Below are 19,948 nucleotides of genomic sequence, written 5' to 3' on the forward strand. Positions count from 1 at the left end.
GACCGCTTCTGGCCGATAGCAGGCCTTCAAACAAACACCCTTTCCTCCCTCCGCCACAAAAAAACCCGGCCTGGCGCCGGGGTCAGGCCGCAGTTCGCGGCCTCAGTCGGGGCCTATGCCGCACGCGGGCAGACGATGATCTTCACGTTGTGTTCCTTGTTGTGCACCAGCTCTTCGAAGCCCTTCTCTACGATCTGCTCCAGCTCGATACGGCCGGTGACCAGGGGCGTGATGTCGAGGCGGCCGTCGGCGATGAAGGCGATGACGTCGGCGAATTCGCCGTTGTAGGCCAGGGCGCCGAGGACCTGTTTCTCGGTGGCCACCAGTTCGAAGAAGTTGAACGAACTGGGCTCTTCGAAGATGCCCACCAGCACGCAGGTGCCGGCCTTGCGGATGGCGTCGATGGCGAGCTTGGCGGTGTGCTTGTTGCCGATGCATTCGAAGCTGACGTCGGCGCCCAGGCCCTGGGTGAGCGCGCGGATCTCGGCGAGCACGTCGCATTCGTTCGGGTCCAGCACGTGGCTGGCGCCCACTTCGCGGGCCTTGGCCTTGCGCGCGCTGGACATCTCCAGGGCGATGACCTGGGCGGCACCGGCGGCCTTGGCGCACATGATGGTGCACAGGCCGATGGTGCCCGCCCCCACGACCACCACGTTGCGCCCGAGCAGGCTGCCGGCCTTCTTCACCGCGTGCATGCCCACGGCCAGGGGTTCGATGAGGGCACCGGCCTCGGCGGGGAAGCCGGCCGGGAGCTTGTACAGCAGGTTGGCGGGGACGTTGACCCATTCGGCGAAGGCGCCGTTGTTCATCAGCCCAGTGAAGGCGAGGTTCTCGCAGATGTTGTAGAGGCCGTGGCGGCAGTAGTAGCAGGTGCCGCAGTGCTGGCAGGCATCGGCGGCGACCACTTCGCCCGGGGCGAAGCCCTGCACGCCGTCGCCGAGCTTGACGATCTCGCCGCAGAACTCGTGGCCGAGGATGCACTGGCCCTTGATGCCGGTGAGCGGGTGCGGCGCTTCGACGGGGATGAACACGGGGCCGGCGACGTATTCGTGCAGGTCGGAGCCGCAGATGCCGCACCAGTGCACGCGGATCTGCACCCAGCCGGGGGCCGGGTCGCCGGGCAGGGGCACGTCTTCCACGCGGATGTCGTTGCGGCCGTGCCACACCGCGGCACGCATGCTGTTGGGGAGGATGCTCATGGGGTTCTCCTGGGGCCCGGCGGGTGCCGGGCCCGGTGATCGTCAGTGGCGTTGGAGGAAGGCCTGCAGCAGGGCGTTGACCGCCTCGGCGGCCTCCATCTGCAGCATGTGGGCCTGCCCGGGGAGGATGTGCACCTCGGCCGGCAGGCCCTCGGCGTGGTGGGCGGGGATGATGGCGTCGGCCTCGCCCCAGACCACCAGCACCGGGTGCTGGCCGCTCTCCACCACGCTGCGCAGGTCGAGCCGCTGGCGGCCCGCCTCGTTGAGGGTGTCGGCGAGCTGGCGCAGGGCGGCGTCCACCCCCTCCAGGCGCTTGAAGCGGAGCATGTCTTCGAGCATCTGCCGGGTGACCAGCGCGGGGTCGGAGAACAGCTGCACCAGCTGCGGCTTGAGGGCGTTGCGGTTGCCGGCCTCGACGAAGCCCTGCAGGTAGGTGCCGTTGATCTCGGCGCCGAGCCCGGCGCTGGCCAGCAGGCTGAGGCTGCGCACTCGCTGCGGGGCCAGCCGCGCGGTGTTGAGGGCGACGGCGCCGCCCATGGAGTGGCCGGCCAGGTGGGCGTGCTCGATGTCGAGGTGGTCGAGCAGCGCGAGTACGGCGCAGCTCAACTCGTCCAGGTCACCGCGGACCAGCTGCTTGGCGGATTCGCCGTGGCCGGGCAGGTCGAGGGCGATGACGCGGCGCTCGGCGGCGAGGGCCTCGTGGTTGAACAGCCAGTTGTTGAGGTCGCCACCGAAGCCGTGGATCAGCACCAGCGGCACGCCGCCTTCGCCGCGCTCGAAGTAGCGCAGGGTGCGGCCGTCCAGCTCGACCTTCTGTGGACTGGGGCCGCTGTCGGCCTCGCCGTCGCCACCGGGCACGAACTCGGCGAGGAAGCGCTCGACCACGGCGTCGATCTCCGCTTCGCTGGCCTCCCCTTCCACCACGATGCCGAGCAGCGCGCCCACCGGCAGCACTTCGTCGGGCCGCGCCACCTGGCGTCGCAGCACGCCGGAGAACGGCGCCTCGACGCTGCTGCTGATCTTGTCGGTCTCCACGTCGAGCACTTCGTCGCCCTTCTCGATGGTGTCGCCGTCCTGCTTGAGCCAGTCGGCCACCCGGCCTTCGGTCATGGAGAGGCCCCACTTGGGCATGGTCAGGGTATGGATGCGGCTCATGCGGCGTATCTCCCTTGCAGCAGCGCCAGCACGGTGGCTTCGATCTTCGCGGCGCTGGGGATGTAGAGGTCTTCCAGGGCGTCGGAGAACGGCACCGGGGTGTGCGGGGCGGTGACCTGGCGGATCGGTCCCTTGAGGGCGTGGAAGGCCTGCTCGGCCACCAGCGCGGCGATGTCGGTGGCGAGGGAGCAGCGCGGGTTGGCTTCGTCGATGACCACCAGGTGGCCGGTCTTCTCCACGCTTTCGAGGATGCTGTCGGCGTCCATCGGGCTGGTGGTGCGCAGGTCCAGCACCTCGCAGGAGATGCCCTGGCGGGCGAGGCTGGCGGCGGCGTCCATGGCCAGGTGCACCATGCGGCCGTAGGTCACCAGGGTGACGTCGTCGCCGTCGCGGAGGAAGTTGGCCTCGCCGAAGGGCACGGTGTAGAGCTCTTCCGGCACCTCGCCCTGCATGGAGTAGAGCAGCTTGTGCTCGCAGAAGATCACCGGGTCGTTGTCGCGGATGGCCTGGATCAGCAGGCCCTTGGCGTCGTACGGGGACGAGGGGCAGACCACCTTGAGCCCGGGGATGTGGGTCCACAGTGCGGTGAGCATCTGCGAGTGCTGGGCGGCGGCGCGCAGGCCGGCGCCGACCATGGTGCGGATCACCAGCGGGGTAACGGCCTTGCCGCCGAACATGTAGCGGAACTTGGCGGCCTGATTGAGGATCTGGTCCAGGCAGCAGCCGGCGAAGTCGACGAACATCAGTTCGCACACCGGGCGCAGGCCCCGGGTGGCCGCGCCCACGGCGGCGCCGACGTAGCCGATCTCCGACAGCGGGGTGTCCAGCACGCGGCCGGGGAACTGGTGATAGAGGCCCTTGGTGACCCCGAGCACGCCGCCCCAGGCGTCATCCTCGCCGGGTGCGCCGGCGCCGCCGGCATTGTCCTCGCCCATGATGAAGACACTGGGGTCGCGGCGCATTTCCTGGGCCAGCGCCTCGTTGATGGCCTGCTGGTAGCTGATCTTTCTGGCCATGATGGCTCTCCTTTGATTGTTCTTCTGGCGGCTCGCCGGCCGGTTACGGGTAGGCGACGTAGACGTCGCTGAGCAGGTCGGCGGGGGATGGCTTGGGGTCGGCCTTGGCGCGCACCACGGCCTCTTCGATGCAGGCCTCGACCTCGGCATCGATGGCGTCCAGGGCGCTGGCCTGGAGCAGGCCGGCACGGGTGGTGCGCTCGCGGAACTGCATGAGGCAGTCGCGGGTTTCGCGGTAGTGCTTGACCTCGTCGGGCGCGCGGTAGGTCTGGGCGTCGCCTTCGAAGTGGCCGTAGTAGCGGGTCAGCTTCACTTCGATCAGCGAGGGCCCCTCCCCGGCCCGGGCCCGCTCGATGGCGGCGCCGGCGGCTTCGTGCACGGCGAAGAAATCGAAGCCGTCGACGGTGACGCCGGGCATGCCGAAGCCGGCGGCACGGTCGGCGATGTGGTCGCAGGCGACGGACCAGTTGGAGGCGGTGGCCTCGGCGTAGCCGTTGTTCTCGGCGACGAAGATGCACGGCAGGTTCCACACCGAGGCGAGGTTCATGGCCTCGAACACGGCGCCCTCGTTGGAGCCCCCGTCGCCGAAGAAGGCCACGGCCACCGCGCGGTTGCCCTTGAGCTTGGCGGCCAGGGCGGCGCCGGCAGCCAGCGGCGCACCGGCACCGACGATGCCGTTGGCGCCGAGCATGCCCTTGGACAGGTCGGCGATGTGCATGGAGCCGCCCTTGCCGTGGCAGACGCCGGTCTTCTTGCCGTAGATCTCGGCCATCATCCCGTACACGTCCACGCCCTTGGCGATGCAGTGGCCGTGGCCACGGTGGGTGGAGGCGATGCAGTCCTCGTCGTCGAGGTGCGCCATCACCCCGGCGGCGGAGGCTTCCTCGCCGGCGTACAGGTGGACGAAGCCGGGGATCTCGCCGGTGGCGAACTCCACGTGCAGGCGTTCCTCGAAGGCGCGGATGGTGCGCATCACGCGGTAGGCATGGAGCAATTGCTCAGTCGAAAGCGTGGACATCTTCTTGTTCTCCAGGGTGGTTCACGGGCTTGCCAGGGACGGCCAGCAGGCGATGGCAGGCGGCGAAGGCCAGGGCGGCCTCGACGTCAATGCTCAGCGGGCCGTCGAGTTCGAGGGTGATGCTGGGGCGGTCGGCGGCGGCGAATTCGATCTCGCGTTCGCCGTCCAGGGCCAGGGTGCCGGCGGCCAGGTGCGGCAGCCGGGGGATGCCGGGTTCCAGGCTGCCGCTGGCGACGATGCCGCAGGCCTGCAGCAGGCCGGGCGCGAGCGGCGCCAGCAGGGCCTGTTCGGCGCCGGGGGCGAGGCGCACCCAGCTGCCACGGGGGTAGCGCCGCGACACCGGGCTCCACAGCCCGCAGAGGGACGAGAGGCCGATGGCGTGGGGCTCGGCGAAGGCGGCGTAGACCTCGGCCAGGTCCTCCGCGCGGCTGATGGCGCGGGCCCCGGTGAAGGTGAGCGGCGAGACGGCCACTTCCACCAGGGCGGTTTCGTCGATGCCACGCGCGGCGATGCGCACCCGCAGGCGCTTGTTGCGGCGCAGCGCCACCTCCGCCGGGATGTGGCCGCTGGCGTACAGCCCGCCAGCCAGGCCCGCGCCGGTGGCTTCGCGCAGCTCGGGGAAGGCGTTGTTGGTGCCGGTGGAGAGGCACAACAGCGGGATGTCGCCCACCTCCCCCGCCACGGCCTTGTGGGTGCCGTCGCCGCCGAGCACCGCCACCAGGGCGACGCCGCGCTGGACCATCAGGCGCGCGGCGTGGCGGGTGTCTTCCACGCTCTGGCGCAGCGGCAGGTCGAGGAACTCCAGGCGCGGCCAGCGGCTGTCGTGGGCGTGGCGGCTGGCGCTGGCCTTGAGCACGGCGGCGGCGATGCCGGTCATGTCCGGCGGCATCAGTACTTCGTCCACGCCGGTGGCGCCGAACGCGCCGAGCAGGCGCTGCACCACGGCGGCCTTGTCGGTGCTGGAGTACAGCCCGGCGTTGGCGGTGAGGCGGCGCACGTCACGGCCGGAGGCGGGGTTGGCGATGATGCCGACGCGCAGGGGTATGGCGGCACTCACAGGGAGAAGCCGCCGTCGACGGCGATCGCCTGGCCGGTGACGTGGGGCGCGCAGGCGAGGTAGACGGCGAGCTGGCCCATGTCTTCCACGGTCTGCGCTTCGCCCTGGGGCAGCAGGCTGGCCTGGTGGCGCGCCCAGGATTGCGCCTCGCTCTCCCCCGGCTGCGCCCAGCGCCCGGAGAGCCCGGCCTCGCCACGCCACATGCCGGTGCCGACGATGCCGGGGCACAGGGCGTTGACGGTGATGCCCTCGCGCGCGACCTCCTTGGCCAGGGCGTTGCTGAAGCCGATGACGGCGAACTTGGAGGCGCTGTAGTGGGCCAGGTCCGGGAAGCCGACCCGCCCGGCGATGGAGGCGACGTTGATGATCCGCCCCCAGCGTTGGGCCTGCATGAGCGCCAGTTCGGCCTGGCAGCAGAGGAACACGCCGCGGGCGTTGATGGTCATGACCCGGTCCCAGTCCTCGACGCTGAGTTCACGGACCTTGTGAATGCTGATGACGCCGGCGTTGTTCACCGCCACGTCGAGCCGGCCGTGCTGGCGGGCGATGGCGTCCACCAGGGCCTGGACGCTCTGCGGCTCGGCGACGTCCACCGCGTGGGCGGTGGCGCGGGCGCCGAGGGCGCGGACCTGGGCGGCGCCCTCTTCGGCCAGGGCGAGGTCGAGGTCGGCGATCACCAGTTCGGCACCGGCCTGGGCCAGGCTGCAGGCGATGCCGAGGCCGATGCCACGGCCGCCGCCGGTGACAAGGGCGATCCGGCCGGAAAGGGAAAATGGCGCAGGGGCAACAAGGGTCATGACGCACCTCTGAATTGTTGTTGTGGGTGCGGGACGGCGTCCCGGTGTCGCCAGGACAGGAGCAAGGGCGGTGCCAGGACGGCGCAGGCGGGGCGCAAAGGTGCGGGCCAGAGCGGCCGCAAGGGACTTTCCGACGCGCCGTGGGAAGCGCGATCTGAGACGCGCCATGTCAGCCTGCACGGGGCGCGGGCGAGACGCTGAGACGCGGCGTCTCATCCGCCGGGCGGCGCGCCGCCGTGCTTGTCCGCCCTCCGGGCCGGCGCTTAAATGACCGGCACAAGAACAACGACACGAGCCGTGGAGGCCCCATGCTGCCTGCCAACTCGAAAGCCCATGTGGACTGCATCAGCCGTGTGCTGCGCCACGCCGAACGCCTGCCCGAACCACCGGTGCCGGACCTGATCCTGGACTCCTGGCGCCGCTCCATGGACCAGCACCGCCTGGACCCGGGCTCGCTGCAGGGCCCGCGCATCCTCAGCGAGACGCTGCTGAAGGAATGCCGCGAACGCGCGGAAAGCTTCCTGCGCATCGCCGGCGAGGAGGTCTCGCGCCTGCACGGGCGGGTGCGCGATGCCGACTACTGCGTGCTGCTCACCGATGCCCAGGGCCGCACCATCGACTACCGCGTGGAAGCCACCATCCGTGGCGAGTGCCGCCGCGCGGGGCTGTACCTGGGCACCTGCTGGTCGGAGGGCGAGGAAGGCACCTGCGGGGTGGCGGCGGTGCTGACCAACCGGGTGCCGGTGACGGTGCACAAGCGCGACCACTTCCGCGCCGCCTTCATTGGCCTGACCTGTTCGGCGGCCCCGGTGTTCGACCCCCAGGGCCAGTTGCTGGGGGTGCTGGACGTGTCCGCCGTGGAGTCCCCGGACGACCGCCGCAGCCAGCACCTGATCCGCCAGATGGCGGTACAGAGCGCCCGCGATATCGAGAACGCCTTCTTCATGCACAGCACCCGTGGCCACTGGGTGCTGCGCGCCCATTCAGCCCCCGGCTACGTGGACAGCCAGCCGGACTACCTGTTCGCCTGGGACGCCGACGGCCGCCTGCAGGCGCTGAACCCGGCGGCGCGGCACTTCCTGCTGGAACGCCACGGGCGCCTGCCACAGCACATCGGCGAGGTGTTCGACCTGGACCTGCTGCGGGCGGCCGCCGACGAGCACCCGCACCATGTGCCCGAGCAAGGGCTGCACATCCGCCTCAGCGTGCCGCGCCGGGCGGTGAGCGTGGCGCTGCCGAGCCGCGATGCCACGCAGCTGGACCCCCGCATCGCGGAGAGCCTGCGCCTGGCGGTGCGGGTGAAGGACCGCCACCTGCCGGTGCTGATCCACGGCGAGACCGGCGCCGGCAAGGAGGTGTTCGCCCGCCAGCTGCACGAAGCCAGCGCACGCCGGGGCAAGCCCTTCGTGGCGCTGAACTGCGCGGCCATCCCGGAGAACCTGATCGAGAGCGAACTGTTCGGCTACGTGGCCGGCGCCTTCACCGGGGCGGAGCGCAAGGGCATGCGCGGGCTGTTGCAGCAGGCCGATGGCGGCACGCTGTTCCTCGACGAGATCGGAGACATGCCCCTGGCCCTGCAGACCCGCCTGCTGCGGGTGCTGGCCGAGGGCGAGGTGGCGCCGCTGGGCGCGGCACGCCGGCAGGCGGTGGACATCCAGGTGATCTGCGCCAGCCACCGGGACCTGGCGGCGCTGGTGGCGGCGGGCGAGTTCCGCGAGGACCTGTTCTTCCGCCTCAACGGCGCGCGCTTCGAGCTGCCGCCCCTGCGCGAGCGCACGGACAAGCTGGCGCTGATCAACCGCCTGCTGGACGAGGAAGCGGCCCGCTGCGGGCTGCGCCTGGGGCTGTGCGAGGCGGCGCTGGAATGCCTGCTGGGCTATCGCTGGCCGGGCAATGTGCGCCAGCTGCGCCATGTGCTGCGCTATGCCTGCGCCATCTGCCCCGGCGACACCCTGCGCCTGCAGGACCTGCCGGAAGAGCTGCGCGGCGCAGCGCCGGAACTCCGGGACGAGACACCCGCCAGCCCGGAACGCCAGGCCCTGCTGGACGCCCTGGTGCGCCACCGCTGGCAACCGCTGCCCGCCGCGCGGGCCCTGGGTATCTCCCGGGCGACCCTGTACCGGCGGGTGAAGCAGCACGGCATCGAGATGCCGCGCATGAAGAGCGAGCCGGCGAGCCCGCTGGAGGGTGTCTCCGACGGGGTTACTTGAAGAGCGCCGAGACCACCTTGGCGACGTGTTCGGCACCCCGGCTGATCTCGCCCATGATGGAGGCGACGGTGGAGATCTGCGCGTTGTTGTCCTTGGCGCTGGCTTCGATCTTCTTCATGTAGTCGTCGATCTGCTGGGTCATCTTCACGTTCTCGGTGACCACGCTCTTGATCTCGATGGTGGCGCCGCTGGTGCGCCCCGCCAGTTGCCGCACTTCGTCGGCCACCACGGCGAAACCACGCCCCATGTCCCCCGCCCGCGCCGCTTCGATGGCGGCATTGAGGGCCAGCAGGTTGGTCTGCTCGGCGACGCCTTGGATGGTGGTGACGATGTTCTCGATGTCCTTGGCCTGCAGGCTCAGCTTGGAGATGAGGTCCACGGCGGTGTTCACCATGGTCAAGGTGGTGGCGGAGATCGCCACCGACTGGTTGAGCGAATCCATCCCCCGGTTGGAGATCTGCGCGGTCTCCTCGGCGGTGGCGAAGGACAGCTCGGCAGCCCGCCGGACCTCTTCGTTGCGGTGCACCTGTTCGGTCACGTCGATGGCGAACTTGACCACCTTGAACACGGTGCCGGATTCGTCCTTCACCGGGTTGTAGCTGGCCTCGATGTGCACGATGTTGCCGGAGGAGGTCTTGCGCTCGAAGTGGCCGCGGTAGAAGTTGCCGGCCTTGAGGTTGGCCCAGAAATCAGGGTTCTCCTTGTAGAACGCGTCGAGGCAGAGCATGCGGTGGTGGCGCCCCTTGAGGCTGCCGAGGCTGTAGCCCATCAGGCGCAGGAAGTTGTCATTGGCGTCGATGATCTCGCCATCGGGAGTGAACTCGATCATGGCCATGGAGCGGTCCAGTGCCTCGCTCAACGCGGTCAGCACGAGCATGCCGGCGTGCTCCTTGGTCACGTCGCAGGCAATCTTGAGGACTTCGAACACACGCCCCGAATCATCCTTGACGGGAAAGTAGGTGGCTTCCAGCCAGATCACGCTGCCGTTCTTGGCAATGCGCTTGAACACGCCGCGCTGGGGGACGCCACTTGCAAGCGCGCTCCAGAAGCGGTCATAGGCAGGGGAGTTGCGGAAGCTGTCTTCGCAGAAGAGGCGGTGGTGCTTGCCGAGCACCTCCTGCTCGGAGTAACCGACTGCCTGGAGGAACAGGGAGTTGGCGGTGAGGATGTCACCTCGGGGCGTGAAGGAGATGGACGCAACGTTCTCTTCGATGGCACGCAATCGCTGGAGGTTGGCTTCGTCCTGGGAGGTTCTGGGGGCAAGGCTGGCTCGGCTCTTTTTGAACAGCATGATGAGCTCCTTTTAGCGTTGGGCGAGGGGCTTTCAAACCCGTAAAAACACGCCGTGCTCGCTCCAAGGCTGGAGCGGCATCCCTCAGCGTAGCCAAGCCTGACGAGATGAAAGTCAGGCGCCCCCACGATCTCATCGACGTCGAAAACATCCGGCCCAGGTATCAGCGTGCGGGTTACGCGGAGGACGGGCCCCGATCTGGGCGAGGCGCCAGCAGCAAGGCCAGGCAGAACCAGACGAACGGCGCTGCAGCGCCCAAGAGCATGGGCGCGGCGTAACCGCTCAACGAGAAGGCGCAGAGGCTGGCCGCCAGCAGGGCAAGCCCGCAGATCAGGCCGGCCTGCGCGTACCGGCCCAGTCGGCGGGCCAGGAAGTGGGCGATGAGCCGCCCGATGATCGAGGCAACAACGAGCACCTGCTCGACGCCCAGGATGGCGATACCGGCCATGAAGGCGGGCCCCTCGGTCGCATCCCGCTCCACGGCCCAGAAGAACCAGGCGACTTGCGCCCCGTAGAGCACGGCCACCCCGGCCAGGGCCACCAGAAACGCTCGCCGCCCGGGGAGCAGCGCGGGCAGCGTGCCCACCAGCAGCATCCCGATCAATGCCATGCCCTGCATGTTGCCGACCTCCTTGTATGGGCCATCCTCGACGCCTGGCGAGGCGGCTTCCCTGCCTGCGAATGGGCGTGACCAGGGCGCCATCATCGACGGGGCGCGGGCCAGGTCAATCCCCGGGACGAGTTCCTGTCGATGGGTTCGCAGATGGAGGCGCGCGTGCTTCGACACCGCAACGAAAAAGACACGCCGAAGCGTGCCTTTTTCCAGGTGGATTGCGGCGGTGTCAGCTCTCCCCCACCGGCGCCTGTTCGGCCTCCACCAGCAGGCTGGCACGCCGCGTGAGCAGGCGGAAGGCGCCCCAGAGCACGAGCAGGAAGGGGATGCCGAACACCAGGGTCATGTGGAAGGCCGGGACGAAGGCGGTGGTGATGAGGATGGCCACCATCAGCCCGAAGCCCAGCAGGGTCGCCCAGGGGAAGCCCCACATGCGGAAGGACAGCTGCAGGCCGCCGTTGCGCGCGTGGTAGCGGCGGAAGCGGTAGTGGGTGAGGAAGATCATCATCCAGGCGAACAGCGCGCCGAAGATGGAGATGGCCATCATCAGCATGAAGGACTCCTCGGGGAACACCAGGTTGACCAGGGTGGCCAGGGCGATACCGGTGCAGGACAGGGCCAGGGCGTTGAGCGGGACGCCGTTGCTGCCGAGGCGCCCCATCAGGCGCGGGGCGTGGCCGGCACGGGCGAGGCTGAACATCATCCGGGTGGTGGTGTAGAGCTGGCTGTTCATGGCCGACAGGGCGGCGACGAGGATGACGAAGTTGATCAGCCCGGTGGCGCCGGGGATGCCCACCTGCTCCATCACCATCACGAAGGGGCTCTGGGCGCCCTGCCCCGACTGGTTCCACGGCACCAGGGCGAGGATCAGCGCGAGGGTGAGGATGTAGAACACCAGCAGGCGCGCCATGGTGACGCGGAAGGCGCGCTTGACGGCCACCTCCGGCTGCTCGGCTTCGCCGGCGGCGACGGCGATCATCTCGATGCTGAGGTAGCTGAAGATGGAGATGATCACGGCGATCCACACGCCGGAGACGCCGTGGGGCATGAAGCCGCCGTGGGCGACGTAGTGGTGGAAGCCGTAGGCGGGGTCGCCGCCGCCGAACACCAGCCAGCCGCCGAGCAGGATGAAGGCGACGATGGCGCCGATCTTGATCGCCGAGAAGCCGTATTCGAAGTGGCCGAACGCCTTGACGCTGATGGCGTTGGTGACCACCAGGGCGGCGGAGAACAGCAGGATCCAGACCCAGCCGGCAACGGCGGGGAACCAGTACTTCATGTACACGGCGATGGCGGTCACTTCGGTGCCGACCGCCAGGACGATGGCGGCCCAGTAGGCGTAGCGCACCAGGAAGCCGGCCAGGGGGCTGATGTAGAACTCGGCGTAGGCGCCGAAGGAGCCGGAGGTGGGGTGGGCGACGGTCATTTCGGCCAGGCAGCCCATGAGCAGCAGGGCGATCAGGGCGCCGATGGCGTAGCTGACCAGCACGCCGGGGCCGGCGAAGCCGATGGCGAAGCTGCTGCCCATGAACAGGCCGGTGCCGATGGCACCGCCAATGGCGATCATGGCCATCTGGCCGGAGGTGAGCTGGCGCTTGAGCCCCTGCTCGCGCGCGGTGATGGCGGCGAATCCTGTCTTGTCGTTCATCGTGTGCCTCGGTGTTGTCGTTATGCGGGGCGTCAGAGCAGTTGCAGCGGGTAGTCGATGATCACCCGCAGTTCGTTGTTGTCGGCGGTGTCGGCCCGGCCGACCTGGGCGGTGGAGCGGATGCTGGCCTGGCGCAGGCGGATGGAGAGGTCCTTGGCGCTGCCGCCCTGGACGACGTAGCCGAGTTCGATGTCCCGCTCCCAGCGCTTGCCGGCCTCGCCGTAGCGCTGGTAGGCGCTGGGGCTGCTGCGGTGGCTGTCGTCGATGTGGTCGCCCCGGATGTAGCGGCTCATGAAGCTGAGCCCGGGCACGCCGAAGAGGGCGAAGTCGAGGTCGTAGCGCACTTGCCAGGAGCGCTCGTTGGGGGCGTTGAAGTCGAGGACCTGCACGGAGTTGGCGAGGTAGATGGAGGTGCCGGGCTGGCGGTCGAAGCCGAGGTAGTCGAAGGGCTGGTCGCCGTTCACCCGCTGGTGCGCCAGGGTCAGGGCGTGGGCGCCGACGCGGTAGCGGGCGGAGGCGGACCAGGCGGTGGTGTCGATGCGGCCGGCCAGGCTGCGGCCCTGGTCGAGGGTGCGGTAGAGGCTGGCGTCGAGCGTGAGGGACTGCTGGTCGGCCAGGTCGAGGCGCTGGCCGGCGCCGAGGTAGTACTGCCGCCAGATGTCCTCATAGCGCGAGGCGTAGGCGGACAAGTGGGTCGCGTCGCTGGGGGCCCACTGGCCGCCGAGGTAGTCGGCGCGGCGGGTTTCCACTTGGGCGAACAGGGCCTTGAGGGCGCCGTCGCGGTTGGTGGAGTTGCCGTCGTTGCCGGCGGTGAAATGCCCGGCCTCCAGCAGGAGGTTCTCCACCTCGCGGCTGCCGAGGGAGAGGCCGATGGGCATGGGGGCGAACAGCCGCGCGTTGCCGGTGCCGAACACGGGGTTCATGGGGGCCTGGCTGCCGTACTTCAGCTCGGTGCGGGAGACACGCAGCTTGAGGGCGCCGCCGATCTCGGCCTGGCTGTCTTCGGGGCGGCCCCGGGAGTCGACTGGCAGCAGGTCGGTGCCGGTGCGGGTGCGGTTGCTGTCGAGCTTGAGGCCGAGGTTGGCGTAGGCGTCCAGGCCGAAGCCGACGGTGCCCTGGGTGTAGCCGGACTGGTAGTCGAGGGTGAAGCCGTGGGCCCACTCCTCGCGGTAGTTCTGCCCGCCCGGGTTGTTGAGCAGGTTGCGGTGGAAGTAGAAGTTGCGCTGGTTGAGCTGCAGGCGGCTGCCTTCGAGGAAGCCTTCGGGGCTGTCGGCGGCCATCAGCGGGGTGGCGGTGATGCCGCTCAGGAGCAAGGCTGCGCGGGCCAATCGCGGGGTGTTCATCTCATCGACCTCTTGTTGTGGTTATGGGTGAGAGGTGGAGGCGCCCGGGTGGGCGCCGGGTGCTTGGGGTCAGGTCACCTGCTTGCGGGCCATGAAGCGCTCCTGGCGCCAGGCCTCGCTGTCGAGGATCTCGCCGAGGGTTTCGGCGGCGTCCCAGACGTCGACAAAGCGGGTGTAGAGGGGGGTGAAGCCGAAGCGCATGATGCGCGGCTCGCGGTAGTCGCCGACCACGCCCCGGTCGATCAGCGCCTGGATGATGGCGTAGCCCTCGGGGTGCTCGTAGCTGACGTGGCTGCCACGGCGGGCGTGCTCCAGGGGGGTGACCAGGGTGAGCGGGTGCTGGCCGCAGCGGGCCTGCACGCGCTCGATGAAGAGGTCGGTGAGGGCCAGGGACTTCTCCCGCAGGGCCTCCATGCTGGTGCGGGCGTAGACGTCGAGGCCGCACTCGATCATGGCCAGGGAAGTGATCGGCTGGGTGCCGCAGAGGTAGCGGCCGATGCCGGGTGCCGGCTCGTAGGCGGGCTCCATGCCGAACTGGCGGGCGTGGCCCCACCAGCCGGACAGCGGTTGCCAGACCAGCTCGCGCAGGGCGGGGGCGACCCAGACGAAGGCCGGGGAGCCGGGGCCGCCGTTGAGGTACTTGTAGGTGCAGCCGATGGCGTAGTCGGCCTTGGCGGCGGTGAGGTCGATGGGCACGGCGCCGGCGGAGTGGCAGAGGTCCCAGATGGTTAGCGCGCCGCATTCGTGGGCCAGGGCGGTGAGGGCCTGCATGTCGTGCAGGTAGCCGGTCTTGTAGTTGACCTGGGTGATGAGGGCGACGGCGGTGTCGGTGCCGATGACGGCGGGCAGCTCCTCGGGGGTGTCCACCAGGCGCAGGCTGTAGCCCTGCTGGAGCAGGTCGGCGAGGCCTTCGACCATGTAGATGTCGGTGGGGAAGTTGCTGCTCTCGGTGACGATGACCTTGCGAGCGGGGTCGCGCTGGGCCTGCACGCGCAGGGCGGCGACCAGCACCTTGAAGAGGTTGATGGAGGTGGTGTCGGTGATCACCACTTCGTCCTGGCCGGCGCCGATGAGGCTGGCGAGCTGGTTGCCCAGGCGCTCGGGCAGGCCGCGCCAGCCGGCTTCGTTCCAGCTGCCGATCAGGCCGGTGCCCCATTCGTCCTCTACCACTTGCCGGGCCCGTTCGAGGGCGGCCTTGGGGCGCGCGCCGAGGGAGTTGCCGTCGAGGTAGATGACCCCTTCGGGCAGGGCGAAGGCGTCGCGCAGGGGCGCGAGGGCATCGCGGGCGTCGAGGTCAAGGCAGGCTTGTCTTGTTGTCATGGTCGGCTCCTAGGTCGACAGGCGACGCAGCACGGCACGGACCGGGCTGGCATCGAGATGGGTGAACTTGAGCGGCAGGGCGATGAGTTCGTAATCGCCCTGGGGCACCTCGTCGAGCACCAGGCCTTCGAGGATCGCCATGCCGTGGGCGGCGACGGCGTGGTGGGCGTCGAGGGTCTTGCTGTGCTGGGGGTCGAGGGACGGGGTGTCGGTCCCCACCAGGCAGACGCCATGGGCGGCGAGCAGTGCGATGGCGTCGGCGGCGATGGCGGTGAAGGTGTCGGGCCAGCGGTCCTGCGGGGCGACCTGGCAGGTGCGGATCAGCACCCGGGGCGGGACGCCGGCGAGGTGAGGCTGCAGGTGATGGGGCTCGACGAGGCCATCGGCCTCCAGGCAATGGATCACGCGGCAGGGTCCGAGGTAGGGCGCGAGCGAGACGGCGCCGATGGCGGCACCGGCCGGGTCGTAGTGCAGCGGGGCATCGGCGTGGGCGCCGGTGTGGGGCGAGAGGGTGATGCGCCCGACGTTGACCGGGCAGTGCGCGTCGATCTGCCAGGTGGCGTGCTGCTGGAAGGGGGTGTCGCCAGGCCAGGTGGGGGTCTGGCTGTTCAGGGGTGGGCTGATGTCCCACAGCAACGGCTCATTGCGCATGGTCTTCTCCTCGTTGGGCGAAAAAATCATGCTGCAAAGGCCTTCGAATTATCGTGCTATCTTTGCGACGCTTGCGTCATCCGGCCGCAGTAAATTCTATCAATCTTCATTTTCCTGAAATTTTATTCTCATGACCCTGGACAGCACCGATATCCGCATCCTCCATTGCCTGCAGCACGACGGCCGGATCAGCAACCAGGAGCTGGCGGAACGGGTCTCGCTGTCACCGTCGGCCTGCCTGCGGCGCCTGCGCAACCTGGAGGACAGCGGCATCGTGCGGGGGTATCGACCGGTGCTGGACGCGGAGCGCCTGGGGGTGGAGCTGGAGGCGCTGGTGCATGTGTCCATGCGCCAGGACGAGGCGGACTGGCACGAGCGCTTCGTGGAGCAGCTGCAGGGCTGGCCGGAGGTGGTCAGCGCCTACATCGTGACCGGGGCGAGTAACTACGTGCTGCGGGTGCAGGCGCGCAACCTGAAGCAGTTCTCCGACTTCATCGTCACGCGCCTGAACCGGGCCCACGGGGTGACCGACATCCGTTCGGAAATAATCCTGCAGACGGTGAAGGAAGGCGGTGGCGCATTGGACCTGCTGCGCCGCTGACCCGGCCTCCTCCGCTCACCCTTTGAGGAAGCGGGCGATCTGCTCGGCGGCAGCTTGAAGGTGCTCAGCATGGGTGTGGCCGGACGCCTTGAGGGGCTTCAGGTCATGGTCCGCGGCTTCCAGCCAGTGCAGCTGGATGGCGTCGGAGAGGCAGTAGCCGGCGACGGTTTCGCGGTCGCCGAGGGCATCCCGCTCGCCCTGGACGATAAGGGTGCGGGTGCGCAGATCCGCCAGGTGGGCCACCCGGGGCTTCTCGGGCTTGCCGGCGGCGTAGAAGGGATAACCGAGACAGACCAGGGCGTCGGCCTTCAACTCATCAGCCAGCAGACTGGCCATCCTCCCGCCCATGGACTTGCCACCGATGGCCAATTGCCCCGTGACCTGCTGTCGCACCTGGGCATGCACATCCCGCCAGCAATCGAGCAATACGGCCTGCGGATTGGGGGGACGGCGACGCCCGTCTTCGCGCCTCGCAGCCATGTAGGGAAACTCGAAGCGCACGGTCGCAATGCCGCTCTGCGCAAGCCTCCGCGCCATTTCATCCATGAACGGACTGTCCATCGGCGCGCCTGCGCCGTGGGCCAGTATCAGGGTGCTATCAGTCGGGCCTGACGGCCTCTCCCACACGAACATTCGGACTTCTCCGCTAGCTGTTGGCTGTTGATCCAGATCAATGGGGCAAAACGGGTGTTTAACCATGCTTTCGCGGCAATTCCTAAAAAACCGTGTACGGAAGCCCAAGCACATGAACACAGAAGTCAGTACCGCCTACAACTACAAGGTGGTCCGCCAGTTCGCCATCATGACGGTGGTCTGGGGAATCGTCGGGATGGGGCTCGGCGTTCTCATTGCCGCTCAGCTGGCCTGGCCGGAGCTCAATTTCAACCTTCCCTGGACCAGCTTTGGCCGCTTGCGCCCGCTGCACACCAACGCGGTGATCTTCGCCTTCGGTGGCTGCGCGCTGTTCGCGACCTCTTACTACGCCGTCCAGCGTACCTGCCAGACCCGCCTGGTGTCCGATGGCCTCGCGGCCTTCACCTTCTGGGGTTGGCAACTGGTGATCGTGCTCGCCGCGATCAGCCTGCCGCTGGGATGGACCAGCTCGAAGGAATACGCCGAGCTGGAGTGGCCGATCGACCTGCTCATCACCGTTGTCTGGGTGGCCTACGCCCTGGTGTTCTTCGGCACCGTGATGAAGCGCCGCACCAAGCACATCTACGTGGGCAACTGGTTCTTCGGCGGGTTCATCCTGACCGTGGCCATTCTGCACATCGTCAACAACCTGGAAATCCCGGTCACCCTGACCAAGTCCTACTCGCTGTATGCCGGTGCGACCGACGCCATGATCCAGTGGTGGTACGGCCACAACGCGGTGGGCTTCTTCCTGACGGCGGGCTTCCTGGGGATGATGTACTACTTCGTGCCGAAGCAGGCGGGCCGTCCGGTCTATTCCTATCGCCTGTCCATCGTGCACTTCTGGGCGCTGATTGCCGTCTACATCTGGGCCGGTCCGCACCACCTGCACTACACCGCGCTGCCGGACTGGGCGCAGTCCCTGGGCATGGTGATGTCCCTGATCCTGCTGGCTCCGAGCTGGGGCGGCATGATCAACGGCATGATGACCCTGTCGGGCGCCTGGCATAAGCTGCGCGATGATCCGATCCTGCGCTTCCTGGTGGTGTCCCTGGCCTTCTACGGCATGAGCACCTTCGAAGGCCCGATGATGGCCATCAAGACCGTCAACGCCCTCTCCCACTACACCGACTGGACCATCGGCCACGTACACGCCGGTGCCCTCGGCTGGGTTGCCATGGTGTCCATCGGCTCCCTGTACCACCTGATCCCGAAGGTGTTCGGTCGCGAGCAGATGCACAGCGTCGGCCTGATCAACGCACACTTCTGGCTGGCCACCATCGGCACCGTGCTCTACATCGCCTCGATGTGGGTCAACGGCATCGCCCAGGGCCTGATGTGGCGTGCAGTCAACGAAGACGGCACCCTCACCTACTCCTTCGTCGAAGCGCTGGAAGCCAGCCACCCCGGCTTCGTGGTGCGCATGATCGGCGGCGCGATCTTCCTCTCCGGCATGCTGCTGATGGCCTACAACACCTACCGCACCGTCAAGGCCGCCAAGCCGGCCGAGTACGACGCCATCGCCCAGATCGCCTGAGGAGCCGATAGATGAAAAAGCATGAAGTCATCGAGAAGAACGTCGGCCTGATGGCGTTGTTCATGATCCTGGCCGTCAGCATCGGCGGCCTGGTTCAGATCGTCCCGCTGTTCTTCCAGGACGTGACCAACACCCCGGTCGAAGGCATGAAGCCCTACACCGCCCTGCAGCTGGAAGGCCGCGACATCTACATCCGCGAAGGCTGCGTCGGCTGCCACTCGCAGATGGTCCGTCCCTTCCGCGCCGAGACCGAGCGCTACGGCCACTACTCCGTTGCCGGTGAAAGCGTGTGGGACCACCCCTTCCTGTGGGGCTCCAAGCGGACCGGCCCGGACCTGGCCCGCGTAGGCGGCCGCTACTCCGACGACTGGCACCGTGCGCACCTCTACAACCCGCGCAACGTGGTGCCCGAGTCGAAGATGCCCGCCTACCCCTGGCTGGTCGAGCACACCCTGGACGGCAAGGACACCGCCGCCAAGCTCTCGGCCATGCGCACGCTGGGCGTTCCCTACACCGCAGAAGACATCGCCGGTGCCTCCGATGCCGTGAAGGGCAAGACCGAGATGGACGCCTTGGTGGCCTACCTGCAGGTGCTCGGCACCAGCCTGAAGAACAAGAGGTAAGGCATGGACATCGGAACGCTTCGCGGCCTGGGCACCCTGATGGTGCTGGTCGCGATGATCGGGGTTATCTGCTGGGCCTACAGCGGGCGCCGCAAGGCCGATTTCGACCAGGCCGCCCTGCTGCCCTTCGGCGACGACCTGCCAAGCCCGCAAGACCGGAATGATTCTAGGAGCACATTCGAATGAGCACTTTCTGGAGCTGGTACATCTCCCTGCTCACCCTGTTCACCCTGGTGGCGCTGCTCTGGCTGGTTTTCGCCACCCGCAAGGGCGAAGCCAAGGGCACGGTCGACAAGACCATGGGCCACAGCTTCGACGGCATCGAGGAGTACGACAACCCGCTGCCCAAGTGGTGGTTCATGCTGTTCGTCGGCACCATCATCTTCACCTTCGGCTACCTGGCGCTCTACCCGGGCCTGGGCAACTGGAAGGGCGTGCTGCCGGGCTATGACGACGGCTGGACCCAGGACAAGCAATGGCAGCGCGAAGTGGACAAGGCCAACGCGATGTACGGCCCGATCTTCGCCAAGTATTCGGCCATGCCGGTCGAAGCCGTTGCCCAGGATCCGCAGGCCCTGAAGATGGGCGGCCGCCTGTTCGCCACCTACTGCTCCATCTGCCACGGCTCGGACGCCAAGGGCGCCGTCGGCTTCCCGAACCTGGCCGACGACAGCTGGCGCTGGGGCGGCGACGCCGAGACCATCAAGACCACCATCCTCCACGGTCGCATGGCTGCCATGCCGGCCTGGGGCGAGGTACTCGGTGAGGATGGCGTCAAGAACGTGGCCGCCTATGTCCGCCAGGACCTGGCCGGCCTGAAGCTGCCGGAAGACGCCAAGGCCGACGTGGCCGCCGGCAAGGCCCTGTTCGCCAGCACCTGCGTGGCCTGCCACGGCCCCGAAGGCCATGGCACCCCGGCCATGGGCGCTCCGGACCTGACCAAGCCCGCCGCCTGGATCTACGGCTCCAGCCTGGCCCAACTGCAACAGACCATCCGTTACGGTCGTAACGGCCAGATGCCCGCCCAGGACCAGTACCTGGGTCAGGACAAGGTCCACATCCTGGCCGCCTACGTGTACAGCCTGTCCCGCAAGGGCGGCGACAAAGTCGCAGCGGAGTAACCCGAGACCGGCGACGCAAGGAGGCGTCGCCACCCCGCCCGGCCCGAAAGGCGCCTGACGGAAGCCGCGCAAAGGCAGCCCGACGCAAGAAGGGCAAACCGGACACAGGGAGGTG

At 68.3% G+C, this 19,948-nt stretch carries 19 protein-coding genes; 6 read left to right on the forward strand and 13 right to left on the reverse strand.

Going from position 1 to position 19,948, the window contains the following annotated elements; translation table 11 throughout:
* Nucleotides 1-113: 113 nt before the first annotated feature.
* From PotMrB4_RS17195 to PotMrB4_RS17220, 6 genes are all read right to left on the reverse strand, one after another.
* Complete coding sequence (locus PotMrB4_RS17195) at nt 114-1,178, reverse strand: 2,3-butanediol dehydrogenase (protein ID WP_232060862.1); 1,065 nt, start codon at nt 1,176-1,178, stop codon at nt 114-116.
* A gap of 63 nt (nt 1,179-1,241) precedes the next feature.
* Complete coding sequence (locus PotMrB4_RS17200; protein ID WP_172434039.1) at nt 1,242-2,354, reverse strand: acetoin dehydrogenase dihydrolipoyllysine-residue acetyltransferase subunit; 1,113 nt, start codon at nt 2,352-2,354, stop codon at nt 1,242-1,244.
* Entirely contained in the window at nt 2,351-3,370 is a 1,020-nt protein-coding gene (locus PotMrB4_RS17205; RefSeq protein ID WP_172434040.1) for an alpha-ketoacid dehydrogenase subunit beta, read from the reverse strand. Before PotMrB4_RS17205 ends, PotMrB4_RS17200 begins: the two co-directional genes overlap by 4 nt.
* A 43-nt stretch (nt 3,371-3,413) precedes the next feature.
* On the reverse strand, nt 3,414-4,388 hold the full coding sequence (locus tag PotMrB4_RS17210) for a thiamine pyrophosphate-dependent dehydrogenase E1 component subunit alpha (RefSeq protein ID WP_160480482.1): 975 nt from the start codon (nt 4,386-4,388) through the stop codon (nt 3,414-3,416).
* Nucleotides 4,369-5,445 carry an ATP-NAD kinase family protein gene (locus PotMrB4_RS17215; RefSeq protein ID WP_172434041.1) on the reverse strand — a complete coding sequence of 359 codons (1,077 nt, stop codon included), beginning with the start codon at nt 5,443-5,445 and terminating at the stop codon, nt 4,369-4,371. Before PotMrB4_RS17215 ends, PotMrB4_RS17210 begins: the two co-directional genes overlap by 20 nt.
* Nucleotides 5,442-6,242, reverse strand: coding sequence for an SDR family NAD(P)-dependent oxidoreductase (locus PotMrB4_RS17220; protein WP_172434042.1), 801 nt, complete (start codon nt 6,240-6,242; stop codon nt 5,442-5,444). Before PotMrB4_RS17220 ends, PotMrB4_RS17215 begins: the two co-directional genes overlap by 4 nt.
* 308 nt (nt 6,243-6,550) lie before the next feature.
* On the opposite strand from PotMrB4_RS17220, the gene PotMrB4_RS17225 reads away from it, so the two are divergent.
* The gene (locus tag PotMrB4_RS17225) at nt 6,551-8,452 is read left to right on the forward strand and encodes a sigma-54-dependent Fis family transcriptional regulator (protein WP_172434043.1); all 1,902 of its coding nucleotides are present in this window, start codon (nt 6,551-6,553) and stop codon (nt 8,450-8,452) included.
* On the opposite strand, the gene PotMrB4_RS28415 is transcribed toward PotMrB4_RS17225, so the two are convergent.
* From PotMrB4_RS28415 to kynB, 6 genes are all read right to left on the reverse strand, one after another.
* On the reverse strand, nt 8,445-9,743 hold the full coding sequence (locus PotMrB4_RS28415; protein WP_172434044.1) for a methyl-accepting chemotaxis protein: 1,299 nt from the start codon (nt 9,741-9,743) through the stop codon (nt 8,445-8,447). The genes PotMrB4_RS17225 and PotMrB4_RS28415 overlap by 8 nt on opposite strands.
* A gap of 175 nt (nt 9,744-9,918) precedes the next feature.
* A complete protein-coding gene (locus PotMrB4_RS17235) occupies nt 9,919-10,362 on the reverse strand; it encodes a hypothetical protein (RefSeq protein WP_172434045.1) in 444 nt (147 codons plus the stop codon).
* Between the two features lie 223 nt (nt 10,363-10,585).
* Nucleotides 10,586-12,004 (reverse strand): amino acid permease, encoded by a 1,419-nt coding sequence (locus tag PotMrB4_RS17240; protein WP_172434046.1) that lies wholly within the window; start codon nt 12,002-12,004, stop codon nt 10,586-10,588.
* 32 nt (nt 12,005-12,036) lie between these two features.
* Entirely contained in the window at nt 12,037-13,347 is a 1,311-nt protein-coding gene (locus PotMrB4_RS17245) for an OprD family porin (RefSeq protein ID WP_172434047.1), read from the reverse strand.
* Between the two features lie 69 nt (nt 13,348-13,416).
* Complete coding sequence (gene kynU, locus PotMrB4_RS17250) at nt 13,417-14,667, reverse strand: kynureninase (RefSeq protein ID WP_172434048.1); 1,251 nt, start codon at nt 14,665-14,667, stop codon at nt 13,417-13,419.
* A gap of 9 nt (nt 14,668-14,676) precedes the next feature.
* The gene (gene kynB, locus PotMrB4_RS17255) at nt 14,677-15,318 is read right to left on the reverse strand and encodes an arylformamidase (protein WP_172435108.1); all 642 of its coding nucleotides are present in this window, start codon (nt 15,316-15,318) and stop codon (nt 14,677-14,679) included.
* Nucleotides 15,319-15,448: 130 nt separating this feature from the next.
* Here kynB and PotMrB4_RS17260 point away from each other — a divergent pair, with 130 nt between their 5' ends.
* Nucleotides 15,449-15,919 carry an Lrp/AsnC family transcriptional regulator gene (locus PotMrB4_RS17260; RefSeq protein ID WP_074967749.1) on the forward strand — a complete coding sequence of 157 codons (471 nt, stop codon included), beginning with the start codon at nt 15,449-15,451 and terminating at the stop codon, nt 15,917-15,919.
* A 15-nt stretch (nt 15,920-15,934) separates the two neighbouring features.
* Here PotMrB4_RS17260 and PotMrB4_RS17265 read toward each other — a convergent pair whose 3' ends face one another.
* The gene (locus PotMrB4_RS17265) at nt 15,935-16,552 is read right to left on the reverse strand and encodes an alpha/beta family hydrolase (RefSeq protein WP_172434049.1); all 618 of its coding nucleotides are present in this window, start codon (nt 16,550-16,552) and stop codon (nt 15,935-15,937) included.
* A 112-nt stretch (nt 16,553-16,664) separates the two neighbouring features.
* On the opposite strand from PotMrB4_RS17265, the gene ccoN reads away from it, so the two are divergent.
* From ccoN to ccoP, 4 genes are read left to right on the forward strand one after another with little or no spacing between them, the layout of a single operon-like run.
* Nucleotides 16,665-18,089, forward strand: a complete 1,425-nt coding sequence (gene ccoN / locus PotMrB4_RS17270; protein ID WP_107331314.1) for a cytochrome-c oxidase, cbb3-type subunit I — start codon at nt 16,665-16,667, stop codon at nt 18,087-18,089.
* An 11-nt stretch (nt 18,090-18,100) separates the two neighbouring features.
* The gene (gene ccoO / locus PotMrB4_RS17275) at nt 18,101-18,712 is read left to right on the forward strand and encodes a cytochrome-c oxidase, cbb3-type subunit II (RefSeq protein ID WP_044400446.1); all 612 of its coding nucleotides are present in this window, start codon (nt 18,101-18,103) and stop codon (nt 18,710-18,712) included.
* 3 nt (nt 18,713-18,715) lie between these two features.
* A complete protein-coding gene (locus PotMrB4_RS17280; protein WP_044400444.1) occupies nt 18,716-18,898 on the forward strand; it encodes a CcoQ/FixQ family Cbb3-type cytochrome c oxidase assembly chaperone in 183 nt (60 codons plus the stop codon).
* The gene (gene ccoP, locus PotMrB4_RS17285) at nt 18,895-19,833 is read left to right on the forward strand and encodes a cytochrome-c oxidase, cbb3-type subunit III (RefSeq protein WP_044400442.1); all 939 of its coding nucleotides are present in this window, start codon (nt 18,895-18,897) and stop codon (nt 19,831-19,833) included. The genes PotMrB4_RS17280 and ccoP overlap by 4 nt, the downstream gene beginning before the upstream one ends.
* The last annotated feature ends 115 nt before the right edge of the window (nt 19,834-19,948 follow it).

Source organism: Metapseudomonas otitidis, assembly GCF_011397855.1.
Lineage (GTDB): Bacteria > Pseudomonadota > Gammaproteobacteria > Pseudomonadales > Pseudomonadaceae > Metapseudomonas > Metapseudomonas otitidis.

What these genes read in the sequence shown, in the direction of transcription:
- PotMrB4_RS17195 (WP_232060862.1), bottom strand. Translation starts at nt 1,178, where the DNA reads ATGCGTGCCGCGGTGTGGCACGGCCGCAACGACATCCGCGTGGAAGAC.
- PotMrB4_RS17200 (WP_172434039.1), bottom strand. Translation starts at nt 2,354, where the DNA reads ATGAGCCGCATCCATACCCTGACCATGCCCAAGTGGGGCCTCTCCATG.
- PotMrB4_RS17205 (WP_172434040.1), bottom strand. Translation starts at nt 3,370, where the DNA reads ATGGCCAGAAAGATCAGCTACCAGCAGGCCATCAACGAGGCGCTGGCC.
- PotMrB4_RS17210 (WP_160480482.1), bottom strand. Translation starts at nt 4,388, where the DNA reads ATGTCCACGCTTTCGACTGAGCAATTGCTCCATGCCTACCGCGTGATG.
- PotMrB4_RS17220 (WP_172434042.1), bottom strand. Translation starts at nt 6,242, where the DNA reads ATGACCCTTGTTGCCCCTGCGCCATTTTCCCTTTCCGGCCGGATCGCC.
- PotMrB4_RS17225 (WP_172434043.1), top strand. Translation starts at nt 6,551, where the DNA reads ATGCTGCCTGCCAACTCGAAAGCCCATGTGGACTGCATCAGCCGTGTG.
- PotMrB4_RS28415 (WP_172434044.1), bottom strand. Translation starts at nt 9,743, where the DNA reads ATGCTGTTCAAAAAGAGCCGAGCCAGCCTTGCCCCCAGAACCTCCCAG.
- PotMrB4_RS17235 (WP_172434045.1), bottom strand. Translation starts at nt 10,362, where the DNA reads ATGCAGGGCATGGCATTGATCGGGATGCTGCTGGTGGGCACGCTGCCC.
- PotMrB4_RS17240 (WP_172434046.1), bottom strand. Translation starts at nt 12,004, where the DNA reads ATGAACGACAAGACAGGATTCGCCGCCATCACCGCGCGCGAGCAGGGG.
- PotMrB4_RS17245 (WP_172434047.1), bottom strand. Translation starts at nt 13,347, where the DNA reads ATGAACACCCCGCGATTGGCCCGCGCAGCCTTGCTCCTGAGCGGCATC.
- kynU (WP_172434048.1), bottom strand. Translation starts at nt 14,667, where the DNA reads ATGACAACAAGACAAGCCTGCCTTGACCTCGACGCCCGCGATGCCCTC.
- kynB (WP_172435108.1), bottom strand. Translation starts at nt 15,318, where the DNA reads ATGCGCAATGAGCCGTTGCTGTGGGACATCAGCCCACCCCTGAACAGC.
- PotMrB4_RS17260 (WP_074967749.1), top strand. Translation starts at nt 15,449, where the DNA reads ATGACCCTGGACAGCACCGATATCCGCATCCTCCATTGCCTGCAGCAC.
- PotMrB4_RS17265 (WP_172434049.1), bottom strand. Translation starts at nt 16,552, where the DNA reads ATGTTCGTGTGGGAGAGGCCGTCAGGCCCGACTGATAGCACCCTGATA.
- ccoN (WP_107331314.1), top strand. Translation starts at nt 16,665, where the DNA reads ATGAACACAGAAGTCAGTACCGCCTACAACTACAAGGTGGTCCGCCAG.
- ccoO (WP_044400446.1), top strand. Translation starts at nt 18,101, where the DNA reads ATGAAAAAGCATGAAGTCATCGAGAAGAACGTCGGCCTGATGGCGTTG.
- PotMrB4_RS17280 (WP_044400444.1), top strand. Translation starts at nt 18,716, where the DNA reads ATGGACATCGGAACGCTTCGCGGCCTGGGCACCCTGATGGTGCTGGTC.
- ccoP (WP_044400442.1), top strand. Translation starts at nt 18,895, where the DNA reads ATGAGCACTTTCTGGAGCTGGTACATCTCCCTGCTCACCCTGTTCACC.